Raw genomic sequence first — 25,606 nt, 5'->3', positions numbered from 1 at the left:
GCTAGCGTGGAGAATTGCGCCGTATCACGTCGCTTGGCTCGATCGCACGATAGCTGTCTTCGCCGTCATTGACCGCATCGGCCAGCAGGTCGCGCATGAAGTCTGCCGTGGCGTCGTCTGCCTCCATATCCTGGCGGATCAACTCACCGACATAGTCCTCTGCAGTTTCGTATCCTGTTTCGACCTGAAGCTTCCGGTCGAGATGGGCGGACAGGTCGTGATCGAGTGTAATGTGAAGTCGTCTGTTTGCCATATCTGCTCCCACCGACTTTGATCGATTCAGTCTCGCACAGGGACGAAGCCTTGCCAATTGGTCGCGCTATGGATGTTGTCACCCCACAAACGCCAGATCCCGCCGACCAAGATCCTCAAACAGCCTCAGCAGATACCCATCCGGATCCGCCACGACGAATTGCCGGTTGCCGACCTCATGGTCGTCCCGGCGATACCACTTCTCTTCGAGCGCCAGAGAAAGGCCCACCCCTGCCGCAGTAAGGCGGGTGAGGATGTCTTCGACGCTGGGCACCAGGATCTGCAAATTCAGCCCGCGCCCGAAGGGCCGCTCGATCGGCGCGTTTTCGATCTCGAAGGTGCGGCCGATGCCGATCTGGTCGATCATCAATTGCGCCTGCCCGAGAACCAGAAAGCTGAACCCTTCCTCCGGCCGTTCATAGGCGACCTCGAAGCCGATCAGGTCGAGGTAGAAGGCCCGGCTCATTTGCCAGTCGCTGACGGCCAGCTCAGGAACCAGCGCGTTGCCCATCAAGCCTTGGTTCCGCCGACCGTGATCTGGTCCATCCGGAGATGCGGCTGGCCGACGCCGACCGGCACCCACTGGCCGGCCTTGCCGCAATTGCCGATCCCGGTGTCCAGCTTGGAATCATTGCCGATCATGGTGATGCGCTTCATTGCGTCCGGTCCGTTGCCGATCAGCATGGCGCCCTTCACCGGCGCGCCGATCCTGCCGTTTTCGATGAGGTAAGCCTCGGTGCAGCCGAAGACGAATTTGCCCGAGGTGATGTCCACCTGGCCGCCACCGAAGGAGACGGCATAGATGCCCTTCTTCACCGAGGCGATGATCTCGTCCGGCGTCTTGTCGCCCGAGAGCATGTAGGTATTGGTCATGCGCGGCATCGGCTGGTGGGCATACCCCTGGCGACGCCCATTGCCGGTCGCCTTCATGCCCATCAGCCGGGCATTCTGTCGGTCCTGCATATAGCCGACCAGCTTTCCGTTTTCGATCAGCACATTATAGGCCGATGGCGTGCCCTCATCGTCGATGGTGATCGAGCCGCGTCGGTCATTGATCGTGCCGTCGTCGACGACGGTAACGCCGGGGGCGGCGACCATTTCGCCCAGCAATCCGGCAAAGGCGGACGTTTTCTTGCGGTTGAAATCGCCTTCCAGCCCGTGGCCCACGGCCTCGTGCAGCATCACGCCCGGCCAGCCATTGCCAAGCACGATATCCATCGTGCCGGCCGGCGCTTCCTGGGCCTCCAGATTGACGAGCGCCTGACGCAGCGCCTCATCGGCCCCGCGCTGCCAGCTCTCCTCGGTCAGGAAATCGTTGAAGCCCATGCGCCCGCCGACACCGAAGGAGCCGCTTTCCTGGCGGTCGCCCGCGCCGGTCACGACGGAGATGTTGATCCGCGTCATCGGCCTGGTATCGCGCACGCGGTGGCCATCGGCGCGCAGGATCTCGACCACCTGCCAGCTGGCGCCGACAGTTGCCGTCACCTGCCGCACCTTCGGGTCCTTGTCGCGCAGATAGGCGTCGATTTCTGAGAGCAGCTTCACCTTCTCCTCGAAACTCGGTGAGCCGATCGGGTTGCCGTCGCCATAGAGTTTGGAATTCGTCCGCTGCGGAGCGGCGGCATAGGAGCCGGAATGACCATGGGTGACCGCACCGACGGCATCGGCCGCACGGGAGAGGGCGGCGAGCGACAACTCGCCCGCATGGGCATAACCGACGGCCTCGCCGGCCACCGCGCGAAGGCCAAATCCCTGGTCGGTGTTGAACGATCCACCCTTCAGCCGTCCATTGTCGAAGGTCAGCGATTCCGCCTGCGCATGCTCGACGAACAATTCGCCATCGTCAGCACCGTTCAACGCCTCGGCAACGCGTCGCGTCAAGGTGGCGTCGTCGCAGTCGAAGAGGGAGAGTAGGTCCTGGGTCATGCGGGTCTCCTTGAAGCGCTGGCCCCTGCATGTAGGGGGACAATAAGAAAGGGGCAAGCCCGATGGACTTGCCCCGAAAGATCACGACTTCACGATCAGGCGATGTATCATGGCAGCGTGTCATAACCCTCGCCGAAGCCGGCGAGCTCGATCGGAATGCCGACGCGGTCCTGATCGGCCGACTCACGCAGCGCAAAGACGGCGGCCTTGCCGGCGCGCAGGATCTTCATCAGCTCTTCGTCGATCTCGACCTCGACATAGCAGCCCTCGGAGAAGCAGCGGGTGAAATAGGCGCGACCGATATTGTTGCCGTCGACGAACAGCTCCATGCCATCCTTCAAGAGCACGCCGAGCGGCGCCAGAATGCGCAGGATGCGGGCTTTGCGGTCAGCGGTCTTCAAGACGACGACGGAGAGGCCCACTTCGGGCCGGTCTTCCGCGATCACGTTCTGCATCAGCGCGCATTGCTCTGCATTGGCCCCGGCCGGCTTGTCGCAGATCACCGACCAGGCTCCGTGGTTGGAGCGCACGGTGCCGGGCTGCTGCTGTGTTTGCTGGCTCTGTGCCGGGCCTGCAAGCGTGCTGAAAAGCACGGCGGTTGCGGCAAGGCCAGACCAGACACGTCTCGAAAGACCCATGAATACCTCTGGAAAACGAATCATCCCGCACATTCTTGTCGCCCGGGTGGGGAAATGGAAAGCCCCGACGCCTGTTTTACGGTCGACTGCGGCATAATTGGGACTGGCTGCGCGCCTCTGGCGGGCATTCGGACCGACTTGCTCAGCCGGTTGGGGAAAAGCCTGTGAAGGAAGGCGCCCGCCAATTGATCAAGCGCAAAAATGCCGCACCGGCTTTCACCTCAGCGTATTGCGAATGCGGCCGATCTGTGATTTTAAACGGCGACACTAGCATGATTTTTGCGCTATGGTTTGATGTGGATCAAGCGCTTGTGGGAGACCAAACCGTGATGAAGAGAACCTATGCAGCCTTGGCCGCGCTGGCCTGTCTGCTTTTCGCTTCTGCCAGCTTCGCCGATCAGCCGAGGCCGTGGCAGATGGGCATGCAGGATGCAGCGACCCCGGTCATGGAGATGAACCGTTGGTTTGAGCAGTACACGCTCTGGTTCATCGTGCCGATCACCATCTTCGTCCTGATCCTTCTGATCCTGGTCGTGGTGAAGTTCCGGGCCGCTGCAAACCCGGTACCGTCGAAGACCAGCCACAACACGGCGATCGAAATCGTCTGGACCGTGGCGCCGGTTCTCATCCTCTTCGCCATCGCGATCCCGTCCTTCAACCTTCTGACCTACCAGTTGAAGATGCCGGAAAATCCGGACCTGACGGTCAAGGCGACCGCCACCCAGTGGCTGTGGTCCTATGAATATGAAGGTGAGCAGGCCGTGTCCTTCGACAGCTACATGCTGAAGGATGCAGACCGCGCCGCTGCCGGCAAGGAAGACGTCGCGCGGTATCCGCGCCTTCTCGCCGTCGACAACGAAGTCGTCGTTCCCGTCGGCAAGACCGTCCGCATGCTGGTCACGGCCGCCCCGACCGACGTTATCCACGCTTTTGCCATGCCGGCCTTCGGCATCAAGATTGATGCCATCCCCGGCCGTCTGAACGAAACCTGGTTCAAGGCTGAGCGCGAAGGTCTCTATTACGGCCAGTGTTCGGAGTTGTGCGGCAAGGATCACTCCTTCATGCCGATCGCCATCCGTGTCGTGTCTGATGAGCAGTACGCGACCTGGCTCGCGGCTGCGGCATCTGACCTTGCTGGCGCCAACAAGGCGCTGATGGCGGCTGTCGACGGGGCTCCGGCTGCCGTCCAGAGCGCTGAAAACATCACGAACTGAGAGGAGTGAGGACAATGGCCGGCTCTGTTGCCCACGACGACCACGCGCACGATGCGCATCATGACCATAAGCCGGGCTTTGCTGCTCGCTGGTTGTTTTCGACCAACCACAAGGACATCGGCACGCTCTACCTGATCTTCGCGATCATCGCGGGCATCATCGGTGGTGCCCTGTCGGTTGCCATGCGCGCCGAGCTCCAGGAGCCCGGCATCCAGATCTTCCACGGCCTCGCTGCCATGGTTTACGGCACCAGCGGCGATGCCGCCATCGATGCCGGCAAGCATATGTACAACGTCTTCACGACGGCGCATGCGCTGATCATGATCTTCTTCATGGTCATGCCCGCGCTGATCGGCGGTTTTGCCAACTGGATGATCCCGATCATGATCGGCGCTCCGGATATGGCCTTCCCGCGCCTCAACAACATCTCCTTCTGGCTGATCGTCCCGGCCTTCCTGCTGCTCGTGCTCTCGATGTTCGTCGAAGGCCCGGCGGGCGCCCACGGCGTCGGCGGCGGCTGGACCATGTATCCGCCGCTTGCGACATCCGGCCAGCCGGGACCTGCGGTTGACCTTGCGATCTTCGCGCTTCACGTCTCCGGTGCGTCCTCGATCCTCGGTGCGATCAACTTCATCACCACCATCCTCAACATGCGTGCGCCGGGCATGACCCTGCACAAGATGCCGCTGTTCGCCTGGGCCGTTCTGGTCACGGCATTCCTGCTGCTCCTGTCGCTCCCGGTTCTCGCCGGCGGCATCACCATGCTGTTGACCGATCGCAACTTCGGCACGACCTTCTTCGCGCCGGAAGGCGGCGGTGATCCGATCCTCTACCAGCACCTGTTCTGGTTCTTCGGTCACCCGGAAGTCTACATCCTGATCCTGCCCGGCTTCGGCATCATCAGCCACATCGTGTCGACCTTCTCAAAGAAGCCGGTTTTCGGCTACCTCGGCATGGCCTACGCCATGGTCGGCATCGGCGCCGTCGGCTTCGTCGTGTGGGCTCACCACATGTACACGGTCGGCCTGTCGCTCGCCGCCCAGCGTTACTTCCTCTTCGCAACCATGGTCATCGCGGTGCCGACCGGCATCAAGATCTTCTCCTGGATCGCGACGATGTGGGGCGGTTCGCTCACCTTCAAGACCCCGATGGTCTGGGCGATCGGCTTCATCTTCCTCTTCACCGTCGGTGGCGTCACGGGCGTTCAGCTCGCCAATGCCGGCCTCGACCGCTCGCTGCATGACACCTACTACGTCGTGGCTCACTTCCACTACGTTCTGTCGCTCGGCGCCGTCTTCGCCATCTTCGCCGGCTGGTACTACTGGTTCCCGAAGATGACCGGCTACATGTACAACGAGTTCGTCGGCAAGCTGCACTTCTGGATCATGTTCGTCGGTGTGAACCTGGTCTTCTTCCCGCAGCACTTCCTCGGCCTCGCCGGCATGCCGCGCCGTTACATCGACTATCCGGATGCCTATGCCGGCTGGAACTATGTCTCGTCGATCGGCTCCTACATCTCGGCCTTCGCGGTTCTCGTCTTCCTCTACGGCGTCTTCGAAGCCTTCGCCAAGAAGCGCGTCGCCGGCGACAACCCCTGGGGTGAAGGTGCGACCACGCTGGAATGGCAGCTGTCTTCGCCGCCGCCGTACCACCAGTGGGAACAGCTGCCGAAGATCAAGTAATCAGATCTTCGCATCTCCTAGACAATCGGGCGCCGCAGTCATCGGGATTGCGGCGCCCGAAAGACCAGACGGAAGACGGAAAGCAACAGAATGACAGTCATCGACAATCGCGACGTATTCGGCCTCGAGGGCGAAATCCGCCTGTCCGAAGCCGGCCCGCGCGATTTCTTCGCGCTTCTGAAGCCGCGTGTCATGTCGCTCGTCGTCTTCACCGCGCTGGCGGGCCTCGTTCTCGCCCCCGGCTCCATCAATCCGGTCATCGGCTTCATCGCCATCCTGTGCATCGCGGTCGGGGCAGGGGCCTCCGGTGCGCTCAACATGTGGTATGATGCCGATATCGACGCCGTGATGTCGCGCACCGCGACCCGTCCCGTTCCGGCCGGCCGCATCACGCCGCATGAAGCGCTCGCCTTCGGCCTCGTGCTCTCGGTGTTTTCGGTCGCCATCCTTGGCCTCGCCGTCAACTGGTTCGCCGCCGGCCTGCTCGCCTTCACCATCTTCTTCTATGCCGTCGTCTACACGATGTGGCTCAAGCGCTCGACCCCGCAGAACATCGTTATCGGCGGTGCGGCCGGCGCCTTCCCGCCCATGGTCGGTTGGGCCTGCGTGACGGGCGGCGTGTCGCTCGACAGCTTCATTCTGTTCATGATCATCTTCCTCTGGACGCCGGCCCATTTCTGGGCGCTGGCGCTGTTCAAGATGAAGGACTACGGCGCAGTCGGCGTGCCGATGATGCCGAATGTCGCCGGCATTCCCTCGACCAAGCGCCAGATCGCCGTCTATGCCGTGCTGACCGCCGTGACCGGCGTGCTGCCGACCTTCACTGGACTGTCCTCGGTTGGCTACGGCATTGTGGCCGGCCTGCTCGGCATCGTCTTCGTCCACTGTTCCATCGCCGTCTGGCGCATGGCCGACGGCGACGAGAAGATGGTGCCGGCCAAGAAGCTCTTCGGCTATTCGATCTTCTATCTCTTCGCGATCTTCTCCGCGCTGATGATCGACCTTTATCTCGCACCCGCGATCCTGTCCCTCGGAGGTACCGCCTGATGGAAACCATCGAGCTCAATGACGTGCAGAAGAAGTCGCGCCGTGGCCGCAATATTGCCCTTGGCGTGGTTCTGGCCTTTCTCGTGGTGATCTTCTACGCGGTGACGATCATCAAGATCAGCAATGTCGGCTGACGGAAAAGCATCATGGCAGACACCCCGATGAACCACATGCCGAAGACAACCGACCGCCGCGCGACCCGCCGCGATTTCGGCGTCGCGACGGCTTGTGTCGTCTTCGTCGGTGCCATGGTCGGCATGAGCTTTGCCGCCGTTCCGCTCTACCAGATGTTCTGCAAGGTCACCGGGTATGGTGGCACCACGCAGCGCGTCGAGCAGATGTCCGAGGTTGTCCTCGACAAGACGATCAATGTGACCTTCGACGCCAATGTCTCGAACGGCCTGAACTGGGATTTCAAGCCGATCGACAAGAAGATCACGCCGAAGATCGGCGAGACCGTCGAGATCCGCTACACCGCCACCAATCATTCGTCTGAACCGGTCACTGGCGAGGCGATCTTCAACGTCTCCCCAGGCGAGGCCGGCGCCTATTTCAACAAGGTCCAGTGCTTCTGCTTCACCAAGACCACGTTGCAGCCGGGCGAGACACTGGAAATGCCGGTTGTCTTCTTCGTTGACCCCGCCATCGTCGATGCGGAAGAGACCAAGGACATCGGAACGATTACCCTTTCCTACACCTTCTATCCGCGCGAAGATGACAAGCCGGTAGCAGCGCTGAACGTGGACAAGGGCAAGGAACAGCCGAAACTGTGAGAGGGGTCCGGTAAGCCGGGTCTCGTAATGAAATTGACATTCGGGGATTGCTGAAATGGCCGAAGCGCACCAGAAGAACCACGACTACCACATCATCGATCCGAGCCCCTGGCCGATCCTGGCCTCGATCGGTGCCTTCCTCCTGACCTTCGGCGGCGTCGGCTACATGCGCTATCTGCATGGCGGTTCGTTCAAGCTGTTCGGTCTTGAACTGGCCCATCCGTGGCTCTTCTTCATCGGCCTTGCCATCGTGATCTTCACCATGTTCGCCTGGTGGGCCGATACGATCAAGGAAGCGCATGCCGGGGCCCATACGCGCGTCGTGTCGCTGCATCTGCGCTATGGCATGATCATGTTCATCGCGTCGGAAGTGATGTTCTTCGTCGCCTGGTTCTGGGCCTTCTTCGATGCCAGCCTCTTCGCCAATGAAGCGATCCAGGCGAGCCGCGTCGAATTCACCGGTGGCACCTGGCCGCCGAAGGGCATCGAGGTCGTCGATCCCTGGCACCTGCCGCTCTACAACACCGTCATCCTGCTGCTGTCCGGCACCTGCGTCACCTGGGCTCACCATGCGCTGCTGCACAACGACCGCAAGGGCGTCGTCTCCGGTCTGGTCCTGACGGTCCTGCTCGGCATCCTGTTCTCGTCGGTCCAAGCCTACGAGTACATGCACTCGCCGTTCGACTTCAAGAACTCGATCTACGGCGCGACCTTCTTCATGGCGACCGGTTTCCACGGCTTCCACGTTCTGATCGGTACGATCTTCCTGATCGTCTGCCTGTTCCGCGCGCTTGCCGGCCACTTCACCCCGCAGCAGCATTTCGGCTTCGAAGCTGCCGCCTGGTACTGGCACTTCGTCGACGTCGTCTGGCTGTTCCTCTTCTTCGCCATCTACATCTGGGGCGACTGGGGTGCACCGCTGCACGCCGGCTGATTGCGGCCAAAGCATTCAAGGGCGGCGAAAGCCGCCCTTTTTCGTTTTCCGCCGCCGAAGATGTCCTCCCCTGCGACGCTGCGCACTCTGGGATGGAACGTCGCCCTCCGCTAAAGGTTGGCGACAGAATCGGGGCGACCCCGAAGGAGCAAGATGATGACCGAAGACAATGCGAAATTCCCGCCGGTAGACCCGATGAAGGCAGCGCTCTCGGCCTCCTGCCCGCGCTGCGGCAATGGCAAGCTGTTCGATGGACTGACCAAGCCGAAGCAGCGCTGCGCCTCCTGCGGGCTCGATTACTCCTTCATTGATGCGGGCGATGGCCCGGCGATCTTCGTCATCCTGCTGGCCGACCTTCTGGTGGTCGGTTTCGCCGTCTGGGTCGAACTCACCTACCAGCCCTCCGTCTGGCTGCACATCCTCGTCTTCGCCCCCCTCGGCGTGGGACTGACGCTCTGGCTGATGCGCACGCTGAAGGCGTTGCTGATCGCCCTGCAGTATCGTCACAACGCCGCCCCTGGGGTCATCGACCGTGGCTGAGCAGGGTAACCGGCTCCAGGTAGGCGGGCGGGGCTGGCGCTTCTGGATCGGGCTCGTGCTGGTGCCGGTCGCCATGGCCATCCTGCTGTCGCTCGGGACCTGGCAGGTCAACCGTCTCCACTGGAAGGAAAGCCTGCTCGCAGACATAGACGAGCGCAGCCATGCGCCGGCCGTCGATGTGTCTGATATCGCGGCGCGTCTGGCGGCGGGAGAAGAGATCGATTACCGCCACGCCAGCGCCAGTGGCCGCTTCCTCAACGACAAGGAGCGTCATTTCCTCGCCACCTTCGACGGCCAGTCCGGCTTCTATCTCTACACACCGCTGGAAATGGCGGACGGTCGCTACCTCTTCGTCAACAGGGGCTTCGTCCCCTATGACCGCAAGGACCCCAAGACCCGCCCGGAAAGCCTGGTCGAGGGTGAACAGACGATCACGGGTCTGGCCCGTGCGAAGCTGAATGAGAAACCGTCATCGCTCGTGCCTGATAACAATGAAGGCACCAACATCTTCTACTGGAAGGATCTGACCCGCATGGCGGCGTCCACCGGTCTGCCGGAAGACCGCGTGCTGCCCTTCTTCCTCGATGCCGATGCGACACCCGTCGCAGGCGGCCTGCCGAAGGGCGGGGTGACCCAGGTCGATCTGCCCAACAGCCATCTGCAATATGCCATCACCTGGTATGGTCTTGCCTTCGCGCTGGCCGCCGTTACGATCGCTGGACTTTTCCGCCGCAAAACCCCGTAGAGGCGCGCGGCGATTTCGGCTAAACACGCTCAAAGTGCAGCCGGAATCGCGGCTGCCCCTTGGGGGAACCGCATGTCCTATCTCGCCTCGACACTGGTCGCGCTCGTCGCTCTCGAACACATCTACATTCTCGTGCTGGAGATGTTTCTCTGGACCACGCCCACCGGCCGCGGCGCCTTTGGCCTGAAGCCGGAACAGGCGGAAGCGACCAAGGTCATGGCGGCCAACCAGGGGCTCTACAACGGCTTCCTCGCGGCCGGCCTGATCTGGGGCCTGCTGCATCCGGATCTTGTCGTAGGCTATCAAATTCAGTTGTTTTTCCTTGGCTGTGTGCTGGTCGCAGGCCTATATGGGGGTGCAACGGCGTCGCGGAAGATCTTTGTCATTCAGGCTCTGCCCGCAGCGCTCGCCATTCTCGCTGTCCTGATTGCCGGCTGATTTGATGAACATGCATGTGAACCGCCCCCCTCTGACGATAAGGCTCTGCGGCCCGCGCGGCTTCTGCGCCGGTGTCGACCGCGCGATCCAGATCGTCGTGCTCGCGCTCAAGCGCTACGGGGCCCCGGTTTATGTGCGCCACGAGATCGTCCATAACCGCTATGTCGTGGAAGGGCTTGAGGCCAAGGGCGCGATCTTCGTCGAGGAACTGGACGAAATCCCCGCCGAACATCGCCAGCAGCCCGTCGTTTTCTCCGCCCATGGCGTGCCGAAATCGGTGCCGGAGGATGCGGCAAGCCGAAACCTTTTCTATCTCGATGCCACATGCCCGCTGGTCTCCAAGGTTCACAAGCAGGCCATGCGCCACCAGCGCCTCGGTCGCCATGTCATCCTGATCGGCCACAATGGCCACCCGGAAGTGATCGGCACCATGGGCCAGTTGCCGGAAGGTTCGGTCTCGCTGGTCGAGACGGTCGAAGACGCGGCGGCCTACACGCCCGCCGACCCCGACAACCTCGGCTTCGTCACCCAGACGACACTCTCGGTCGACGATACCGCCGGCGTCATAGCCAAGCTGATGGAGCGCTTCCCCAACCTGACGGCCCCCTCGGCCGACAGCATCTGCTACGCCACCACCAACCGCCAGGAAGCCGTCAAGCAGGCCGCCCCCGGCTGCGACCTCTTCATCGTCGTCGGCGCCCCCAACTCGTCCAACTCCAAGCGCCTCGTTGAAGTGGCCCTGAGGGCAGGGGCCACCCGCTCCATGCTCGTCCAGCGGGCGTCCGAAATCGACTGGGACGATGTCGGAACGATCGGTACGCTCGGCATCTCCGCCGGCGCCTCGGCCCCGGAAGTCATCGTCGATGAAATCATCGAGGCTTTTCGCCAGCGTTTCGACGCCAAGGTCGAGCTTGCGATCACGGCCGAAGAAAACGAGCATTTCCTCGTCAACCGCGAACTGCGCGACGTCGAACTGACCCGCGAGGACATGGCCTGGGTGAACGGGTGAGGGGTGGATCTCTTGACCACGGGTGCGATTTGCCCAATCTTTGGGGCAGGTCGTCGGATGACAGGGTCCTTCCATGAACGTTTTGCTCAATGAGCACTGGGAAAAATTTGTCAAAGACAGCGTGAGCAGCGGACGCTATCGCTCTGTGAGCGATGTTGTGCTGGAGGGCCTGCGTCTCGTGGAGGAGCGGGAAGGGAAGATTGCAGCTTTGAGGCATGAACTCCGAGCTGCGATTGCTGAGGGCGGCGACCTCAGTGACGAGTCCGTGGACGAAGCGCTAAACAAAGAGGCGGCCTCGCTGAGACGGCAGGGATTCTGATTGCCGCGTTTGCGATACACGCCGCGTGCTGTTCGCGATCTTCGCTCCATCCTGCAATATGTCACGCGTGAGAGTGGCTCCATTGATGTAGGATCGGCTTTCGTTGTGAGACTGAGAGCGAGATGCAAGGAACTGGCTATCCTGCCCGGACAGATGGGCCGCCCTCGTTTTGAACTGCTGCCCGATCTTCGAAGCTTTGCCTTCCGCAGTTACATCATCTTTTTCCGATATAGGGATGACGTCTTCGAGATCATCGCCATTATCGAAGGGCATCGCGACGTCGAGCGACATTTCCCGCATGACGATGGGTGAAGTGAAGCCCCCATTTCCTGTGCCCCATGTCGTTCCAGGGCTGGCACTGTCCGTCACACCGTTATAGGACTTTGGGCCTCATCGAAGCGGCACGGAAACTCACGCTGTGGCAGTCTATACCGATATAAACGAAATCGATCTCAAGGCCTTCCTGGCACAATATGATGCCGGCGAACTCCTGTCCTACAAGGGCATCGCCGAAGGCGTAGAGAACACCAATTTCCTGCTGCACACGACGAAGCAGCCGCTGATCCTGACGCTCTATGAAAAGCGCGTCGACCGGAATGATCTGCCGTTTTTCCTCGGCTTGATGCATCATTTGTCCGAGCGCGGCCTGTCCTGCCCGCTGCCCTTGCCGCGCAAGGATGGCGCGCTGCTGGGCGAGCTCTCCGGCCGACCGGCGGCGCTGATCTCCTTCCTGGAAGGCATGTGGCTGCGCAAGCCCGAGGCCCAGCACTGCCGCGAAGTCGGCAAGGCGCTGGCTGGCATGCATGTGGCCGGCGAAGGCTTCGAAATCACCCGGCCGAACGCCTTGTCGCTCGAAGGCTGGCAGACGCTCTGGGCAAAGTCCGAGGCCCGTGCCGACGAGGTCGAGACGGGGCTGGAAGAGGAGATCGGCGCCGAACTCGATTTCCTCGCCGCCCATTGGCCTAGGGAATTGCCGTCAGGCGTCATCCATGCCGACCTTTTCCCCGACAACGTCTTCTTCCTCGGCGACGACCTCTCGGGCCTCATCGACTTCTATTTCGCCTGCAACGACTTCCTCGTTTACGACCTGTCCATCTGCCTCAATGCCTGGTGCTTTGAGAAGGACGGCTCCTACAACATCACCAAGGGCAAGGCGATGATCGAGGGGTATCTCTCGGTGCGCCCGCTCTCAGCCGACGAGATATCAGCACTTCCCGTCCTCTGCCGCGGCTCGGCTTTGCGCTTCTTCCTGACGCGCCTTTACGACTGGCTGACGACGCTGGAAGGCGCGCTGGTGGTCAAGAAGGACCCGCTCGAATATCTGAAGAAGCTGCGCTTCCACCGCGCCGTCACCAATGCCTCGGAATACGGACTGATTTCATGAAACATGTCGACATCTTCACCGACGGCGCCTGCTCGGGCAATCCCGGCCCCGGCGGCTGGGGCGCCGTACTCCGCTATGGCGATGTCGAGAAAGAACTGTGCGGCGGTGAGGCCAACACCACTAACAACCGCATGGAACTGCTCGCCGCCATCAGCGCGCTCAATGCGCTGAAAGATGCCTGCGAAGTCGATCTCTACACCGACAGCAAATATGTGATGGACGGCATCTCGAAGTGGATCTTCGGCTGGAAGAGAAACGGCTGGAAGACCGCCGACAAGAAGCCGGTGAAGAACGGCGAGATCTGGCAGGCGCTCGATGCCGCCAACCAGCGCCACAAGGTCAAGTGGCACTGGGTCAAGGGCCATGCCGGCCACCCGGAAAACGAACGCGCCGACGAACTGGCCCGCAAGGGCATGGAGCCCTTCAAGACCTCGAATTTCGGCAAGTCGCTGCTGGTGAAGTAGGTTTGGGTCAGGCTATTGCGACGGCGCGTCCATGGCGTGAAACCAGTCGGTCCAGATTGATGCTCCGTGCCGCCCGTGCCGTCTCGCGGAGTTCTTTGTCGATCCGGTAGCCTTTGGCGGCGACCAGCCAGTCGAGCACATCGGCGAGATGCCAAAGCGTCGTGCTGCCGTCATGCACGGGCAGCGGTGACCCTGAAGCCCCGACAATCAGCTTGCGCATGTTCTGCCGGCTGACATCAAGCAGTTCGGCAATTTCGGTAAGTCCCACCAGATCGGGTCCGACTTCGATGAGCTCAGCCTGGGGTAGGGCGCGTGCGACATCGTCGATAGCGCTGGTGATCGCGCTCGCCGCGTCCGGTGCTTCGCGATCGAATTCCAGCGCCAGCCGCCCGGCAATGCCTATGCCCACAAGCGCATCCGTGCAGCCGGCGGATCCCAGAGCCTCGACGGCCGCCTCTCCGCCCATGCCGTGCGGCAGCCGGTACTTCAGCACAAAGGCGTATTCTGTCATCTTGCAATTCTTAGTCATCTTGTTCCGTCCTGCGTCGGCTGCAGCGGTCCACAACGCGGCGGATTGCGCGAGCGTGGTTCGTCGGATTGGCCGGCGTGCTCCAGATGCTGGTGATGCAGAATTCACCGCAGCGGCAGGTTTTATCGTCATAGGGGCAGTAGATCCGTCCCCAAGCATGGCTGCCGCCGATCTCAACCCGCCAGCCTTGCGCTTCCGCGTGCCGCAGGGCCTCCTCGATTTCCTTATTCGGATGCCTTCGCCTCAACTAAGCCTCCTCAAGATAATTCCGGACGAATGTGTTGTCAAATGACAACCGGTCCGTAGCAGCGCTCGTGGAGCATCATAATGGCCAGCAACCCCAGGTTTTCGCAAGGCAGCCCTCCCGGATGCGCCCTTGCCCTTTCCCCCATTCCCCCTATGCTCGCCTCAAAACGAAACACACGGGAGACATCGATGATCCAGCACTGCGTGTTCCTGCGCTTCAAGGCCGCGATCCAGGAGGCCGAGAAGCAGGCGATCTACGCCGCGATCGCGGAACTGAAGGATGTCGTGCCCGGCATGCTGGAGGTGAAGTCGGGACCGAATGTCTCGCCCGAGGGCCTGAGCGGCGGTTATAACGACGGCTTCATCGTCACCTTCGAGGACGAACTGGTCCGCGACTATTATCTGAAGCATCCGCAGCATGTCGCCGTCGGCGAGCGCATCGTGCATGCCACAGATGGCGGCCTTGCCGGGATCCTGGTCTTCGACCTCGCCCATTGACGAAAAGCCCTCCCGGTGGGGGAGGGCTTGCCGACCATGCGTCGCAGGATTTGCGATCAGCTCGATTTTGCCATCGCGGCCGAGAGCTGGTCGACATTGTAGCGGAACATCTGTTCATAGGTCGGCGCAGGGCCGTCCTTTTCCGACAGCGACTCGACATAGAGTTCGCCGCCCGACTGTGCGCCGGTGGCGCCGGCAATCTGCTCCACCAGACGCGGATCGTTAGAGTTTTCCAGGAAGTAGCTCTTCACATGTTCGGTCTTGATCTGCTCGATCAGCTTGGCAATCTCGGCCGCCGAGGCTTCCGTCTCCGTCGATAGCCCGAGCGGCGACAGGAAGGCCACGCCATACTCCCGGCCGAGATAACCGAAGGCGTCATGGCTGGTCAGGATCTTGCGGCTGGCTTGCGGGATCGCGTCGAACTTCTCGTGCGCATAGGCATCCATGGCATCGAGCTTGGTCTTGTAGGCCTTGGCGTTCGCTGCGAAATCCGCCGCATCATCAGGATCGGCCTTGGCAAGGGCCGCCTCGATATTGTCGACCCAGACCTTCACGTTGACAGGGCTGTTCCACACATGCGGATCGTTCACGGTCTTGCCGTCTTCTTCCATGGTGCGAAGCGCAATGCCGTCGGAGACGACCACCGGCTTGCCGTCATAGCCGGAGGCCGAGATCAGCCGTTCCATCCAGCCTTCGAGACCCTCGCCGCTGATGAAGGTGACCTTCGCCGCCTTCAGCGCCTTGGCATCTGTCGGCGACGGCTCGAATTCATGCGGGTCGCCATTCGGCCCGACCAGGCTGGAAACGTCGACGTGATCGCCACCCACCTGCGCCACCACATCGGCAAGCACGGTGAAGGAGGCAACCACCTTGACCGGCTCGCCGGCCAGCGCCGTGGAGCCGTAAAGCGCTGTGATCAGGGGGAGGGCGGAGAGGAGGGTGAGCTTGCGGGTCATGAGGCACTCCTTGGAGTTCACGCTTGGGGGAGGTCGCTCTCAAGCCTTGAGATGCGGCCGGGGGAAGAAGCGGCGAGCGATGCCCATCGGGGCAACGAGGATCGACAGGCCGTAGAGGATGGCCGCCGTCAGGATGATCGTTGGGCCGGAGGCGAGTTCGAAATGGAAGGACGCGATCAGCCCGACATAGCTGGAGACGATCGCCGTCACGGCCGAAACCGCCATCATGCCGGGCAGCGTGCGCGCCCAGAGCTGCGCAATCGCCGCCGGCAGCATCATCAGTCCGACAGCCATCAGCGTGCCCAATGCCTGGAAGCTCGCGACAAGGTTGATGACGACCAGCAGCAGGAAGGCAAAGTGATAGAGCGATCCACGGCCGCCGACGGCGCGCAGGAAACCGGGGTCGAGGCACTCGAGCACCAGCGGCCGGTAGATCAGCGCAAGGGCTACCAGCGTCAGCGTGCTGATCGCGCCGATCAGTGTCAATGCCGAGGCGTCGATGGCCAGGATGGTGCCGAACAGCACATGTAAGAGGTCGATATTGGAACCACGCAGCGACACGATCAGCACGCCAAGCGCCAGCGACGCCAGATAGAAGCTGGCAAAGCTCGCATCCTCCTGCAGCACGGTGGAGCGGCTGACGAGGCCGGAGAGCACGGCGACCGACAGACCCGCGACAAGCCCGCCAATGCCCATGGCGGTGAGCGACAGCGAGCCGGCGACGAGATAACCGATGGCAGCCCCCGGCAACACCGCATGGCTCATGGCGTCGCCCATCAGGCTCATCCGCCGGAGCAGCAAGAAGACGCCGATCGGCCCGGCGCTGAACCCGAGGCAGACGGCGGCCATCAGGGCGCGGCGCATGAAGCCGTAATCGGCAAAGGGCGCAATCAAGAGATCGAAGACGCTCATGCCGCCGTCCTCCCGGTCGTGTCGGCCGGTTGACAGACCTCGGCATCCTCATCCCAGCGCTCGGCCATGCGGCGCATCGACAGGAGATTGGCGGGTGTCAGCACCTCTTCCGTCGCACCCCAGCCGATCAGCTCACGGGCCAGGAGCAGGGTCTCGGGAAAATGGTTTCGCACCTGGTCGAGATCATGCAGCACGGCTATGACAGTGCGGCCGGCACCATGCCAGCCGGCAACGAGATCGATCAGGTCGCGGGTGGTGCGCGCGTCGATCGCGGTAAACGGCTCGTCGAGCAGGATGACCTGTGCATCCTGCAGCAGAAGCCGTGCAAACAGCACGCGCTGGAACTGCCCGGCCGAGAGCGAACCGATCTCGCGGCGTTCGAAGCCCTCGAGCCCGACCGTGGAAAGCGCCTCGCGCGCCCTCATCATCTCTTCCCGGCCAATGCGTCCGAACGCACCCACCCGTCGCCATGCGCCGAGCAAGACAGTGTCGAGCACGCTGATCGGAAAGCGCCGGTTGATCTCCGCCGCCTGCGGCAGATAGCCGAAGTCACGCGCGGTGAGGACATGCTCGATGCGGCCCTCAGCGGGGCGGATCTCGCCCATGATCGCCTTCAGCAGAGTGGATTTGCCTGCCCCGTTCGGCCCGGCAATCGCCGTCAGGCTCCCCTTTTGGATCACGCCGGAGAGATGGTGCACGGCCGGATGGCGCTGATAGGTCAGCGTCAGATTGTCGATGCGGATCAGGCTCATGGAAGTGCAACAGCCCATTGGATGCCGGCCCAGATCAGGGCGATCAGCAGAAGGACAAAACACAGGCGGGCCAGCGCCGAGCGGGCGAGCAGGCTGGGAAGAAAGGCAGGGTCGTCCATCGGCGGCTCGTCATAAATGTAATAACATTACGCAACCAAGGGCGCCCGCATTGCGGCAAAATCAAGGCCGATGGAGAGACCTCCCGCCGGTGGTTTCGCTTGGCCCGTGTCTCCGCTCTGTCATCTGGCCCTGTTAGATCAGCGCTGTTCCAACACACCGTTTCACGGAGACATCGTCATGCGCAGCTTCTCGCTGATGCTTTCTGCAATCCTTCTCGCCGCTCCCGGGTTTGCCCACGCGCAGCAGCCGGTCGAACTCACCGTGATGAGTTTCAACATCTGGGGCGGCGGCGGCAATGCGGGAAAACCCGTGGATGAAACCGTTGCCGCGATCAAGGCGGTCAATCCCGACATCATCGGCATTCAGGAAACGCGCCTGGAACCCGACCCCTGCACAGCCGAGGCCTGTGTGCCCGTCGGTGAGAGCAAGGCAAAAGCCATCGCCGAAATGCTCGGCTACTTCTATTATGATCAGAGCCAGCAGAACGTCGCCCTCTGGGCGAATGCCATCCTCAGCCGTTACCCCATCGGCAAGCCGACCCCGCATGATCTCGGTGTCGAAATCGACGTGAAGGGCCGCAAGGTCTATGCCTTCAACCTGCACCTGACCGACTTCCCCTATCAGCCCTACCAGGTGCTCAACATCGAATATGGCAAGGCGCCCTTTCTGAAAACCGCAGCCGAGGCGGAGGCCGCCGCCAAGGCAGCGCGCGGACCCGCACTGGATCTGTTCTTTCAGGATTTGAAACTGGCCGATGGCGCCGATGCCGCCTTCGTCTTCGGTGATTTCAATGAGCCCTCGCATCTCGACTGGACTGAAGCTGCGGTCAAGGCCGGTCACCAGCCGCTTGCGGTCAGCTATCCCTCGGCCCAGCGTTTCGAGACGGCCGGCGGTTTCACCGACCTTTTCCGCGCCGCCTTCCCCGATCCGGTCGCCAAGCCGGCCTTCACATGGACGCCGACCTCGGAGCCGACCGCCAAGGACGATCATCACGACCGCATCGATTATACGCTCGGTCGGGCAAAGACCCTCAAGGTCGTGAAAGCCGGCATCGTCGGCGAAAAGGCGCCCGAAGCTGATGTCGTCGTCACGCCCTGGCCGTCCGATCACCGGGCGACCATGGCTGTGGTGCAGTTTTGAGGGATTGATCGGCTGAGGGGGGGCGTCCATCGGCCTCGCAGACCGCGTTACCCCCTCTGGCCTACCGGCCATCTGCCCCTCAAGGGGGGAGATCGGATAATGGCACCGTTCGCTGCACAGGCCAGCTTTCGGATCATAACTTATCGGACCGGCGGCAACCCGGTCGCGGGGTCCAATCTCCCCCCTTGAGGGGGAGATGGCCGGCAGGCCAGAGGGGGGTACCAAGCCCTCGAACCTATCCGGCAGGCCAGAGGGGCGTGCCACCACCTCCAGCCTCTCCGGACACCCACAATCACATCAAAGCTGCTCGATCATCGTCGCCGCCGACGAGACGGTTGCCTGACCGGGATTTTCCTCGATGTTGAGGCTCTTCACCACGCCGTTTTCGACCAGCATGGAATAACGCTTCGAGCGAAGGCCGAGTGCACCCGCCGACAGGTCCATCTCCAGACCGAGCGCCTTGGTGAAGGAGGCATCCCAGTCGGCGAGGAAGTGGATCTTGCCGAGCCCGCCCGAATGCTGCGCCCAGGCGCCCATCACGTGCCAGTCATTCACCGAGATGACGGCGATGTCGTCGACGCCGCGTTCCTTCAGGGCGTCGCGGTTTTCGAGATAACCCGGAAGGTGGTTCAGTGTGCAGGTCGGGGTAAAGGCGCCCGGCACGGCGAACAGCACCACCTTCTTGCCGGCGAACAGCTCATCCGTGCTGATCTCCACGGGGCCATCCGCCGTCTTTTCCTTGAAGGTCGCCTTGGGTAGCGTGTCGCCGATTGCAATGGTCATGAAATTCGTCCCCGTGGTTCGTCACGCCGGCCTGGTGCCAGTCGTCTCGTCGAGCGCGAATATAGAAGCCGGTTACTCAAAGGCAAGCGTGGTTTCCATGGCGCGCTCGCCCGCCACCACCAGGATGCCCCAGCGCTTGCCGGCCATCGTGTAACCCTTGGGAAGCTTGCCGATCGGCACCGTATAGAGCGTCTCGCCATGGGGCCCCGTTGCAGCCGTTCCCTCGACATAGACATGCCCGCTTGGGCCGCTGACGAAGACCTGTGGGGCAGGGGCGCCCGCCGGCAAACGCAGGGAGACGTGCAGGGATTTCAGATCCGGCTGCATGGCATGCGCCGTCACCCGAAAGTCCTCGCTTGGCCCCGGTGGAACCAGCCGCTTGGCCTTTTCCACCAGCGCCGTTTCGTCCGGATCGCTCCCGATCTCGGCGGCCGGATCGACGGTGAGGTCCGCCTGGAAGGGAATGCAGATGTTCTGGCACACGCCGACAAAGGCCGAAAGCTTGAATGGCCGGTCTGAACCCGCATTGGCGAGCACCAAAGGCAGCGCGACCGAATGGTCGTATCCCACATCCTGCATGTCGCCGGTCGACAGCAGCTTCGGCACCGGAAAATCGACATCCGCCACGGTATAGTCGGATCCGGCTGCCGGAGTGATTGATGGCGGAATGCCGACATCGCCCGGCTCCTTCCAATAGGTGATCCAGCCTTTCTTCGGCTCCACCAGCAACACGCCCTCGCGGGTGCCGTCGGCCTTGGCAGCCAGAAGCACCAGCCGCATTCGCCCCCCTTCGTTCGTCGCCCAGGCGCTGCTGGCCGCCTGTACGGCGCCGGTCAACGCGACGAGACACAGCGGCGCCAGCACGGCAAGGCCAGTCAATCGAGCGCGAACGGCCGGGCGAGAATCCTGGCGAAAGGCCTGGCGAAACAAGGGGTGGAGAGCGGTTGAACTGTCGATCATGTCCAATCATCTAGGCGAACAAATTCGGCTATACCAGTCACGCTTCGGCGAACCGCATCATTTTGGGTTGATCACAGTCCCCTTCTGCCCCATCTTGCTTGGGAGACCACCTGAACCACGCATCACACCGATGGCCGCAAGGCAGACCGAGGAGGCGGGCATGGCATTGTCGTCGAAGACATCCTTGAGAGAGCGCGGCTTTCTGGACGGTCAGTTGCTGATCGCCATGCCCGGCATGGCCGACGGCAATTTTGCCCGCGCCGTCGTCTATATCTGCGCCCATTCGGATGCCGGCGCCATGGGCTTCATCATCAACCGCTCGCAATCGGTGACCTTCGCCGATCTCCTGCTGCATCTGGAACTCATCGACCGCAATGATGCGATCATGCTGCCGGATCACGCTCGCCATTTCCCCATCCAGTGCGGCGGCCCGGTCGAGCAGAACCGCGGCTTCGTGCTGCATTCCGACGACTATCTCTCCGACAGCTCCATCCCCGTCAGCGACGACATCTCGCTCACCGCCACCCTCGACATCGTCCGCGCCATTTCCGACGGCAGAGGACCCCGCTACGCCACCATGCTGCTCGGTTATGCCGGCTGGGGTCCGGGCCAGTTGGAAGAGGAAATCGCCCAGAACGGCTGGCTCAACTGCGCCGCGACCGAAGACCTGATCTTCGACCGTTGCCTTGACGACAAGTATGACCGCGCGCTGGCCCTGATGGGCATCAACCCGGCCATGCTGTCGATGGATGCGGGGCACGCGTGAGGGTATAGGACCACTAGGACGCTGCGGTCCGCTCAGGATAGCATTTGAGGGATATCAGAAGGTCTCATTGCCTACGGGAGGCGCGTCCATCCAATGGCTTTCTTGTTCTGAAATTGGCTGATCCGCATCATGCCCAGCAAGCAGTTCTTCAAGCGAGTATCGTGGCTGCCGAACCTGCGCGCAGGATTTCCCGCTTTCGTCGGAACCTCCTCCAGCAGTCTTGCCTTGAGATTTTTTGTTCGACCTCGCCATCTCACCCGTCCCATTTAATGGAACTAATTGTACGCGATAGGAAATCCTGGGTGCAAGGCTTGCCTTGATCTACCTGAGCGGTCACTCTAAGCCGCATCTGTCCATCGGGTCAGAATGTAACGAGACCCATCCCATGCCCTCCACCGATATCCTCCTCGCCTTCTTCCTCACCACCGCCGTCTTTGCCTTCATCCCCGGTCCGGCCATGCTCTACGTTGCAGCCCGCACTCTGGCCGCCGATCACCGCGCGGGACTGATGGCAACGCTCGGTATCCATGTCGGCTGTTACGTGCATGTGGTGGCCGCAGCCACTGGCCTGTCGATCCTCTTCCACCTCGTGCCGACGCTCTATCTGGCTGTGAAGCTCGCAGGGGCTGGATACCTGATCTATCTGGGGTTCCGCATGATCCGCGCCGCCCGCACGACGGGGGCCGCGAGCGAAGCTCTGCCTGCGCCAAAATCAGCCGGCCCCGCCTTCGTCGAAAGCATGCTGGTGGAAGTGCTCAATCCGAAGACGGCGATCTTCTTCCTCGCCTTCCTGCCGCAATTCATCGATGCAGCGGCAGCCTTTCCCGTCTGGCTGCAGTTCATCATCCTCGGAACGATGGTCAACGCCATGTTTACGGTGGCCGACATCGCCTGCGTGATAGCGGCCAGCACGATCACAAAGCGCCTGGCGCGCGTCTCGTCCCTGCAGCGCAATCTGCAAAGGGCAGGGGGCGCGGTTCTCGTCGGCCTTGGCCTGCATGTCGCCTTTCAGCGGACCTGACGGGCGAACGGCGTGAGGGGTTCGCCTCTCACGCCCGCTTCATCAGCGGAAACCGTTCCTTGAGCAGCCGCAGCACCGATTCCGATCCCAGCGGCGGGCCGAAGAGATAGCTCTGGCCGAATTCGCAGCCCATCATGGCGAGATCGGCAGCGTCCTGGTCGGTCTGGATGCCCTCGGCCACCACCTGCATCTCAAGCCCGCGCGCCATGGCCACGACCGAGCGCAAGAGGACGGCGCGTTTGTCGGACTGATCGCAGACCAGGGCCTTGTCGAGCTTGATCGTGTCGAAGGGGAAACGGGTGAGATAGGCCAGCGACGAATAGCCGGTGCCGAAATCGTCGAGCGCCAGGCTGATGCCCGTATCCTTCAGCTTTTGCAGCATCAGGCGCGCCTGTTCCGGATTTTCCATCACGACGCTCTCGGTCAGCTCCAGCTTGATCCGTTTCGGATCGCACTGGGTCTTGGTCAGCATCGCGCGCACATCATTGTAGATCTCGCTGGAGATCAGCTGCGCCGAGGACAGGTTGACCGAGACGAACAGCGGCAGCTCGCCGGTCTGGCGCTCCCAGTCCATCAGGTCGGTCGAGGCGCGCTCCAGCGCGAACATGCCGAGCGGCTCGATCAGATCGGACATCTCCGCGATCGGGATGAATTCCGTCGGCGGAATGTTGCCGCGCTTCGGATGATCCCAGCGCATCAGCGCCTCAAACCCGGCAATTTCGCCATTCGCCAGCCGGACGATCGGCTGGTAGGCCATCGTCAGCTCCTTGCGTTCGATGGCGCGGCGCAGATCCGTTTCCAGCTGCAGCCGGTCGGTGCTGACGGTGCGGAAGGCCGGGCGGAAGGGTTCGACGCGGTTGCCGCCGGATCGTTTCGCCCGGTACATAGCAAGCTCCGCATCGGCCAGCAGACTGGTCGCACTTTCCTGCTGGTCGACCCAGGAGACGAGGCCGATCGATGCCGTCAGGCTGATTTCGCGATTGGCAAAATTGAGCGGCACCATGATCGCCTTCGATACGGCGTCGGCAAAGTCGGCAATCTTGCCCGGGTCCTTTTCCGACACCAAAATCAGGCCGAACTCGTCGCCGGAGAGACGGGCGAGCGTATCCTGCGGCTTCAGAAGGCGGCGCAGACGGCGGGTAATCGCGATCAGGATATTGTCGCCGGCAGCAATGCCCAGCGCGTCATTCACCTGCTTGTAGCGATCGATATCGATGGCAAGCACGGTCGGCCGCACGCTGTCGGAGGTTGAGGCGAGCGACAGGATCGCCTGCAGCCGGTCGAGGAAGACCTCGCGGTTCGGCAGCCCTGTCAGATTGTCATGCATGGCATCGACCAGCAGCCGGTCGATCGAGTTCTTCTGCTCGGTCACGTCGATGATCGTGCCGACGCAGCGGATGACTTCGCCGTTTGATCCCAGCACGGGGCGGGCGCGGATCTTCAGCCAGTGGAAATGCCCGTCTTCGGCGCGGATGCGGAATTCGTGGCTGAGACGCCCCTTGCGATGTTCCAGCAGCACGTCGAGGGTGGCGCGAAAACGGTCGCGATCATCGGGATGCAGGCGCGGCAGCCAGTTGCGCGCCGGGCCATGCATGGTGCCGGGCGACAGGCCGAGCCGCACGGAAACATCGGGGCTCGTGACGACGCGGTCGCGCGCTACGTCCCAGTCCCAGACGGTGTCGCCGGAGCCGGTCAGCGCCAGCGACTGGCGCTCGAGATCGGAGAACAGCCCCTGCTGATAGGCGCCGCCCGCAAAGGCGTGCTGCATGACCGTGAAGCCGATCAGGAGAACGATGAGAACCAGGCCACCGCCGAGTGCCGGCTGGATGATGTCGTTCGACAATTGTCCGGTCACCGTCATCCAGCCGCCGAACAGCCAGACCAGGATCAAGACCCAGGTCGGCACCAAAAGCACGGCGCGGTCATAGCGGTTGAAGCCGAGATAGATGATCAGGCCGATGCCGACGACACCGGTCAGCGCAAACGAGATGCGCGCGATACCGGCGGCAATGGAGGGATCGACGATGGCAACCCCGAACAGGGCGGCAAGTCCCAGCATCCAGGCAAGCGTCGCATAGCCGAGATGCACATGCCATCGGTTGAGGTTGAGATAGGTGAAGAGGAAGATGACGAGCGACGAGGCGAGCGCGACTTCCGCCCCCGCGCGCCATATTCGCACATCCGACGAGGTGATGGAGATCAGCTTCTCGAGGAAACCGAAGTCGACGCAGATATAGGCAAGCACCGCCCAGGCAAGTGCCGCCGCCGCCGGCAGCATCGACGTGCCCTTCACGACGAAGAGAATGGTCAGGAACACGGCGAGCAGGCCGGCAATGCCGAGCACGATGCCGCGATAGAGCGTGAACGCGTTGACCGTGTCCTTGTAGACGTCGGGTTCCCAGAGATAGATCTGCGGCAGGTTCGGCGAGGCGAGTTCCGCCACGAAGGTGATGACGGTGCCCGGATTGAGCGTGATGCGGAAGACGTCGGCATCCGGGCTTGGTACCCGGTCGAGCGCGAAGCCTTCCGAAGGCGTGATCGCCATGATGCGCTGCGAGCCGAGATCCGGCCAGAACAGCTTGGAGCCGGACAGGCGGAAATGCGGCGCGACAATCACGCGCTCCAGCTGTTCTTCCGAGACATTGGCGAGCGCGAAAACGGCCCAGTCGCCCTGATGGGTATCGGAGCTCGAACGCACCTCGATGCGACGGCGGATGCCATCGGCACCGGCAGCCGTCGAAACCTGGAAGGCGGCGCCCTGGTTTGTGTAGATCCCGGTGGTCGCGGTCAGGTCGAGCGCCGTGTCGTCACGGGCAATCTTGACCGGTTCGACGGCGAAAGCCGGGGCGACGAAGCCGAGGCACAGGGCCGAAAACAGGGCGAGTACGAGGAGTAACAGGCGCTGAGCCCTGCGCGGAGCAATCTGGGTCTGCGTCATGAGCCTGCTTTGCCGTTCCGTCCCCGAGCCGGGGCGATCTTCGAAAACAGCACGTGGTCGCGCCATTCTCCGTTGATTTTCAGATATTCGCGCAAAAGACCTTCTCGCTCAAATCCCGCTTTCTCCAGCAGGTTTACGCTGTTGACGTTGTCGGGAATACAGGCTGCTTCGATACGGTGCAACTCGAGCGGCCCGAAGATGTAGGGAATAGCCAGTTGAAGTGCGGCAAACATATGACCCTTGCCGGCATGTTTTTCGCCCATCCAGTATCCGATCATGCAAGCCTGCGAAGCGCCGCGCCTGATCAGGCCGATGGTCAGCCCCCCGAGAAGCGTGTCCGTTTCCCGTTCGAACAGGAAGAGCGGCACCGCCATGCCGGAATGAAACTCCTGTTCATTCCGCAACACCCGCTGGCGAAAGGCGCGCTCCGTCAGTTCGTCGGTGCGCCAGGTCGGCTCCCAGGGCTGCAGGAAGGCACGGCTGTCGCGGCGAAGAACGTGCCAGGCTTCGAAGTCGCGGTAGCGGGCAAGGCGCAGAAGATGCCGCTCGCCCACGAGTTCCGGAAGCTCCGCCTGTCGCGACAGAAACCGAAAGACCGAGCGCGTCATCCTGGAACCCCC

At 62.2% G+C, this 25,606-nt stretch carries 31 protein-coding genes; 18 read left to right on the top strand and 13 right to left on the bottom strand.

The window, feature by feature from the left end; translation table 11 throughout:
* Position 1 precedes the first annotated feature (1 nt).
* The 4 genes from DMY87_RS02135 to DMY87_RS02120 form a co-directional block, all read right to left on the bottom strand.
* Positions 2 to 253, bottom strand: a complete 252-nt coding sequence (locus DMY87_RS02135; protein ID WP_110789623.1) for a hypothetical protein — start codon at positions 251 to 253, stop codon at positions 2 to 4.
* A gap of 78 nt (positions 254 to 331) precedes the next feature.
* Complete coding sequence (locus tag DMY87_RS02130; protein WP_110789622.1) at positions 332 to 763, bottom strand: bleomycin resistance protein; 432 nt, start codon at positions 761 to 763, stop codon at positions 332 to 334.
* The gene (gene tldD, locus DMY87_RS02125) at positions 763 to 2,178 is read right to left on the bottom strand and encodes a metalloprotease TldD (RefSeq protein ID WP_110789621.1); all 1,416 of its coding nucleotides are present in this window, start codon (positions 2,176 to 2,178) and stop codon (positions 763 to 765) included. Before tldD ends, DMY87_RS02130 begins: the two co-directional genes overlap by 1 nt.
* Positions 2,179 to 2,285: 107 nt before the next feature.
* The gene (locus DMY87_RS02120; RefSeq protein WP_110789620.1) at positions 2,286 to 2,816 is read right to left on the bottom strand and encodes an invasion associated locus B family protein; all 531 of its coding nucleotides are present in this window, start codon (positions 2,814 to 2,816) and stop codon (positions 2,286 to 2,288) included.
* A 329-nt stretch (positions 2,817 to 3,145) separates the two neighbouring features.
* On the opposite strand from DMY87_RS02120, the gene coxB reads away from it, so the two are divergent.
* The 14 genes from coxB (at position 3,146) to rnhA (ending at position 13,365) form a co-directional block, all read left to right on the top strand.
* Positions 3,146 to 4,030, top strand: coding sequence for a cytochrome c oxidase subunit II (coxB, locus tag DMY87_RS02115; protein WP_110789619.1), 885 nt, complete (start codon positions 3,146 to 3,148; stop codon positions 4,028 to 4,030).
* A gap of 14 nt (positions 4,031 to 4,044) precedes the next feature.
* On the top strand, positions 4,045 to 5,712 hold the full coding sequence (gene ctaD / locus DMY87_RS02110) for a cytochrome c oxidase subunit I (RefSeq protein ID WP_110789618.1): 1,668 nt from the start codon (positions 4,045 to 4,047) through the stop codon (positions 5,710 to 5,712).
* Positions 5,713 to 5,802: 90 nt separating this feature from the next.
* Positions 5,803 to 6,759, top strand: coding sequence for a heme o synthase (locus DMY87_RS02105; protein WP_110789617.1), 957 nt, complete (start codon positions 5,803 to 5,805; stop codon positions 6,757 to 6,759).
* Complete coding sequence (locus DMY87_RS24520; protein ID WP_110789616.1) at positions 6,759 to 6,893, top strand: hypothetical protein; 135 nt, start codon at positions 6,759 to 6,761, stop codon at positions 6,891 to 6,893. The genes DMY87_RS02105 and DMY87_RS24520 overlap by 1 nt, the downstream gene beginning before the upstream one ends.
* 27 nt (positions 6,894 to 6,920) lie before the next feature.
* Entirely contained in the window at positions 6,921 to 7,532 is a 612-nt protein-coding gene (locus DMY87_RS02095) for a cytochrome c oxidase assembly protein (RefSeq protein ID WP_110790343.1), read from the top strand.
* A 55-nt stretch (positions 7,533 to 7,587) separates the two neighbouring features.
* On the top strand, positions 7,588 to 8,466 hold the full coding sequence (locus tag DMY87_RS02090; RefSeq protein WP_110789615.1) for a cytochrome c oxidase subunit 3: 879 nt from the start codon (positions 7,588 to 7,590) through the stop codon (positions 8,464 to 8,466).
* Positions 8,467 to 8,622: 156 nt separating this feature from the next.
* Positions 8,623 to 9,006: a DUF983 domain-containing protein gene (locus DMY87_RS02085; protein ID WP_110789614.1), complete on the top strand. Its 384-nt coding sequence runs from the start codon at positions 8,623 to 8,625 to the stop codon at positions 9,004 to 9,006.
* 73 nt (positions 9,007 to 9,079) lie between these two features.
* Positions 9,080 to 9,751 carry an SURF1 family protein gene (locus DMY87_RS02080; protein WP_110790342.1) on the top strand — a complete coding sequence of 224 codons (672 nt, stop codon included), beginning with the start codon at positions 9,080 to 9,082 and terminating at the stop codon, positions 9,749 to 9,751.
* Positions 9,752 to 9,823: 72 nt separating this feature from the next.
* Positions 9,824 to 10,189, top strand: coding sequence for a DUF1304 domain-containing protein (locus DMY87_RS02075; protein ID WP_110789613.1), 366 nt, complete (start codon positions 9,824 to 9,826; stop codon positions 10,187 to 10,189).
* Between the two features lie 4 nt (positions 10,190 to 10,193).
* Entirely contained in the window at positions 10,194 to 11,198 is a 1,005-nt protein-coding gene (ispH, locus tag DMY87_RS02070) for a 4-hydroxy-3-methylbut-2-enyl diphosphate reductase (protein WP_110790341.1), read from the top strand.
* 73 nt (positions 11,199 to 11,271) lie between these two features.
* On the top strand, positions 11,272 to 11,517 hold the full coding sequence (locus DMY87_RS02065) for a type II toxin-antitoxin system ParD family antitoxin (RefSeq protein WP_110789612.1): 246 nt from the start codon (positions 11,272 to 11,274) through the stop codon (positions 11,515 to 11,517).
* Complete coding sequence (locus tag DMY87_RS02060) at positions 11,518 to 11,829, top strand: type II toxin-antitoxin system RelE/ParE family toxin (RefSeq protein ID WP_110789611.1); 312 nt, start codon at positions 11,518 to 11,520, stop codon at positions 11,827 to 11,829. It begins immediately after the preceding gene.
* Between the two features lie 106 nt (positions 11,830 to 11,935).
* Positions 11,936 to 12,901 (top strand): homoserine kinase, encoded by a 966-nt coding sequence (locus DMY87_RS02055; RefSeq protein ID WP_110789610.1) that lies wholly within the window; start codon positions 11,936 to 11,938, stop codon positions 12,899 to 12,901.
* On the top strand, positions 12,898 to 13,365 hold the full coding sequence (rnhA, locus tag DMY87_RS02050; protein ID WP_110789609.1) for a ribonuclease HI: 468 nt from the start codon (positions 12,898 to 12,900) through the stop codon (positions 13,363 to 13,365). The genes DMY87_RS02055 and rnhA overlap by 4 nt, the downstream gene beginning before the upstream one ends.
* A 7-nt stretch (positions 13,366 to 13,372) precedes the next feature.
* Here the strand turns inward: rnhA and DMY87_RS02045 are convergent, their stop codons facing one another.
* Complete coding sequence (locus DMY87_RS02045; protein WP_205908132.1) at positions 13,373 to 13,894, bottom strand: helix-turn-helix transcriptional regulator; 522 nt, start codon at positions 13,892 to 13,894, stop codon at positions 13,373 to 13,375.
* Between the two features lie 435 nt (positions 13,895 to 14,329).
* On the opposite strand from DMY87_RS02045, the gene DMY87_RS02035 reads away from it, so the two are divergent.
* Entirely contained in the window at positions 14,330 to 14,638 is a 309-nt protein-coding gene (locus DMY87_RS02035; RefSeq protein ID WP_110789606.1) for a Dabb family protein, read from the top strand.
* Between the two features lie 56 nt (positions 14,639 to 14,694).
* On the opposite strand, the gene DMY87_RS02030 is transcribed toward DMY87_RS02035, so the two are convergent.
* The 4 genes from DMY87_RS02030 to DMY87_RS24515 are packed head-to-tail and all read right to left on the bottom strand — an operon-like array spanning position 14,695 to position 17,377.
* Entirely contained in the window at positions 14,695 to 15,594 is a 900-nt protein-coding gene (locus DMY87_RS02030; protein WP_110789605.1) for a metal ABC transporter solute-binding protein, Zn/Mn family, read from the bottom strand.
* Positions 15,595 to 15,633: 39 nt separating this feature from the next.
* Positions 15,634 to 16,506, bottom strand: coding sequence for a metal ABC transporter permease (locus tag DMY87_RS02025; protein WP_110789604.1), 873 nt, complete (start codon positions 16,504 to 16,506; stop codon positions 15,634 to 15,636).
* A complete protein-coding gene (locus DMY87_RS02020; RefSeq protein WP_245408804.1) occupies positions 16,503 to 17,258 on the bottom strand; it encodes a metal ABC transporter ATP-binding protein in 756 nt (251 codons plus the stop codon). The genes DMY87_RS02025 and DMY87_RS02020 overlap by 4 nt, the downstream gene beginning before the upstream one ends.
* Positions 17,255 to 17,377, bottom strand: coding sequence for a hypothetical protein (locus DMY87_RS24515; protein WP_280953034.1), 123 nt, complete (start codon positions 17,375 to 17,377; stop codon positions 17,255 to 17,257). The genes DMY87_RS02020 and DMY87_RS24515 overlap by 4 nt, the downstream gene beginning before the upstream one ends.
* A gap of 178 nt (positions 17,378 to 17,555) precedes the next feature.
* Here DMY87_RS24515 and DMY87_RS02015 point away from each other — a divergent pair, with 178 nt between their 5' ends.
* Entirely contained in the window at positions 17,556 to 18,518 is a 963-nt protein-coding gene (locus DMY87_RS02015; RefSeq protein ID WP_165826127.1) for an endonuclease/exonuclease/phosphatase family protein, read from the top strand.
* Between the two features lie 297 nt (positions 18,519 to 18,815).
* On the opposite strand, the gene DMY87_RS02005 is transcribed toward DMY87_RS02015, so the two are convergent.
* Both DMY87_RS02005 and DMY87_RS02000 read right to left on the bottom strand, forming a co-directional pair.
* The gene (locus tag DMY87_RS02005; protein ID WP_110789601.1) at positions 18,816 to 19,301 is read right to left on the bottom strand and encodes a peroxiredoxin; all 486 of its coding nucleotides are present in this window, start codon (positions 19,299 to 19,301) and stop codon (positions 18,816 to 18,818) included.
* Positions 19,302 to 19,373: 72 nt separating this feature from the next.
* On the bottom strand, positions 19,374 to 20,261 hold the full coding sequence (locus DMY87_RS02000) for a protein-disulfide reductase DsbD domain-containing protein (protein WP_110789600.1): 888 nt from the start codon (positions 20,259 to 20,261) through the stop codon (positions 19,374 to 19,376).
* Between the two features lie 160 nt (positions 20,262 to 20,421).
* Here DMY87_RS02000 and DMY87_RS01995 point away from each other — a divergent pair, with 160 nt between their 5' ends.
* Both DMY87_RS01995 and DMY87_RS01990 read left to right on the top strand, forming a co-directional pair.
* A complete protein-coding gene (locus DMY87_RS01995) occupies positions 20,422 to 21,027 on the top strand; it encodes a YqgE/AlgH family protein (protein WP_110790340.1) in 606 nt (201 codons plus the stop codon).
* Between the two features lie 385 nt (positions 21,028 to 21,412).
* On the top strand, positions 21,413 to 22,048 hold the full coding sequence (locus DMY87_RS01990) for a LysE family translocator (protein ID WP_110789599.1): 636 nt from the start codon (positions 21,413 to 21,415) through the stop codon (positions 22,046 to 22,048).
* A gap of 28 nt (positions 22,049 to 22,076) precedes the next feature.
* On the opposite strand, the gene DMY87_RS01985 is transcribed toward DMY87_RS01990, so the two are convergent.
* Positions 22,077 to 24,986 (bottom strand): EAL domain-containing protein, encoded by a 2,910-nt coding sequence (locus DMY87_RS01985; RefSeq protein WP_110789598.1) that lies wholly within the window; start codon positions 24,984 to 24,986, stop codon positions 22,077 to 22,079.
* Positions 24,983 to 25,594 carry a GNAT family N-acetyltransferase gene (locus DMY87_RS01980; protein WP_110789597.1) on the bottom strand — a complete coding sequence of 204 codons (612 nt, stop codon included), beginning with the start codon at positions 25,592 to 25,594 and terminating at the stop codon, positions 24,983 to 24,985. Before DMY87_RS01980 ends, DMY87_RS01985 begins: the two co-directional genes overlap by 4 nt.
* Positions 25,595 to 25,606: the final 12 nt, after the last annotated feature.

The sequence above is a fragment of the Peteryoungia wuzhouensis genome, from assembly GCF_003205195.1.
GTDB lineage: Bacteria > Pseudomonadota > Alphaproteobacteria > Rhizobiales > Rhizobiaceae > Allorhizobium > Allorhizobium wuzhouense.
This window is presented reverse-complemented; position numbering and strand designations above follow the sequence as displayed.

Excerpts from the sequence above, each read along its gene's own strand:
- DMY87_RS02135 (WP_110789623.1), bottom strand. The coding sequence starts at position 253 with ATGGCAAACAGACGACTTCACATTACACTCGATCACGACCTGTCCGCC.
- DMY87_RS02130 (WP_110789622.1), bottom strand. The coding sequence starts at position 763 with ATGGGCAACGCGCTGGTTCCTGAGCTGGCCGTCAGCGACTGGCAAATG.
- tldD (WP_110789621.1), bottom strand. The coding sequence starts at position 2,178 with ATGACCCAGGACCTACTCTCCCTCTTCGACTGCGACGACGCCACCTTG.
- DMY87_RS02120 (WP_110789620.1), bottom strand. The coding sequence starts at position 2,816 with ATGGGTCTTTCGAGACGTGTCTGGTCTGGCCTTGCCGCAACCGCCGTG.
- coxB (WP_110789619.1), top strand. The coding sequence starts at position 3,146 with ATGAAGAGAACCTATGCAGCCTTGGCCGCGCTGGCCTGTCTGCTTTTC.
- ctaD (WP_110789618.1), top strand. The coding sequence starts at position 4,045 with ATGGCCGGCTCTGTTGCCCACGACGACCACGCGCACGATGCGCATCAT.
- DMY87_RS02105 (WP_110789617.1), top strand. The coding sequence starts at position 5,803 with ATGACAGTCATCGACAATCGCGACGTATTCGGCCTCGAGGGCGAAATC.
- DMY87_RS24520 (WP_110789616.1), top strand. The coding sequence starts at position 6,759 with ATGGAAACCATCGAGCTCAATGACGTGCAGAAGAAGTCGCGCCGTGGC.
- DMY87_RS02095 (WP_110790343.1), top strand. The coding sequence starts at position 6,921 with ATGAACCACATGCCGAAGACAACCGACCGCCGCGCGACCCGCCGCGAT.
- DMY87_RS02090 (WP_110789615.1), top strand. The coding sequence starts at position 7,588 with ATGGCCGAAGCGCACCAGAAGAACCACGACTACCACATCATCGATCCG.
- DMY87_RS02085 (WP_110789614.1), top strand. The coding sequence starts at position 8,623 with ATGACCGAAGACAATGCGAAATTCCCGCCGGTAGACCCGATGAAGGCA.
- DMY87_RS02080 (WP_110790342.1), top strand. The coding sequence starts at position 9,080 with ATGGCCATCCTGCTGTCGCTCGGGACCTGGCAGGTCAACCGTCTCCAC.
- DMY87_RS02075 (WP_110789613.1), top strand. The coding sequence starts at position 9,824 with ATGTCCTATCTCGCCTCGACACTGGTCGCGCTCGTCGCTCTCGAACAC.
- ispH (WP_110790341.1), top strand. The coding sequence starts at position 10,194 with ATGAACATGCATGTGAACCGCCCCCCTCTGACGATAAGGCTCTGCGGC.
- DMY87_RS02065 (WP_110789612.1), top strand. The coding sequence starts at position 11,272 with ATGAACGTTTTGCTCAATGAGCACTGGGAAAAATTTGTCAAAGACAGC.
- rnhA (WP_110789609.1), top strand. The coding sequence starts at position 12,898 with ATGAAACATGTCGACATCTTCACCGACGGCGCCTGCTCGGGCAATCCC.
- DMY87_RS02045 (WP_205908132.1), bottom strand. The coding sequence starts at position 13,894 with ATGACTAAGAATTGCAAGATGACAGAATACGCCTTTGTGCTGAAGTAC.
- DMY87_RS02035 (WP_110789606.1), top strand. The coding sequence starts at position 14,330 with ATGATCCAGCACTGCGTGTTCCTGCGCTTCAAGGCCGCGATCCAGGAG.
- DMY87_RS02030 (WP_110789605.1), bottom strand. The coding sequence starts at position 15,594 with ATGACCCGCAAGCTCACCCTCCTCTCCGCCCTCCCCCTGATCACAGCG.
- DMY87_RS02025 (WP_110789604.1), bottom strand. The coding sequence starts at position 16,506 with ATGAGCGTCTTCGATCTCTTGATTGCGCCCTTTGCCGATTACGGCTTC.
- DMY87_RS02020 (WP_245408804.1), bottom strand. The coding sequence starts at position 17,258 with ATGAGCCTGATCCGCATCGACAATCTGACGCTGACCTATCAGCGCCAT.
- DMY87_RS24515 (WP_280953034.1), bottom strand. The coding sequence starts at position 17,377 with ATGGACGACCCTGCCTTTCTTCCCAGCCTGCTCGCCCGCTCGGCGCTG.
- DMY87_RS02015 (WP_165826127.1), top strand. The coding sequence starts at position 17,556 with ATGCGCAGCTTCTCGCTGATGCTTTCTGCAATCCTTCTCGCCGCTCCC.
- DMY87_RS02005 (WP_110789601.1), bottom strand. The coding sequence starts at position 19,301 with ATGACCATTGCAATCGGCGACACGCTACCCAAGGCGACCTTCAAGGAA.
- DMY87_RS02000 (WP_110789600.1), bottom strand. The coding sequence starts at position 20,261 with ATGATCGACAGTTCAACCGCTCTCCACCCCTTGTTTCGCCAGGCCTTT.
- DMY87_RS01995 (WP_110790340.1), top strand. The coding sequence starts at position 20,422 with ATGGCATTGTCGTCGAAGACATCCTTGAGAGAGCGCGGCTTTCTGGAC.
- DMY87_RS01990 (WP_110789599.1), top strand. The coding sequence starts at position 21,413 with ATGCCCTCCACCGATATCCTCCTCGCCTTCTTCCTCACCACCGCCGTC.
- DMY87_RS01985 (WP_110789598.1), bottom strand. The coding sequence starts at position 24,986 with ATGACGCAGACCCAGATTGCTCCGCGCAGGGCTCAGCGCCTGTTACTC.
- DMY87_RS01980 (WP_110789597.1), bottom strand. The coding sequence starts at position 25,594 with ATGACGCGCTCGGTCTTTCGGTTTCTGTCGCGACAGGCGGAGCTTCCG.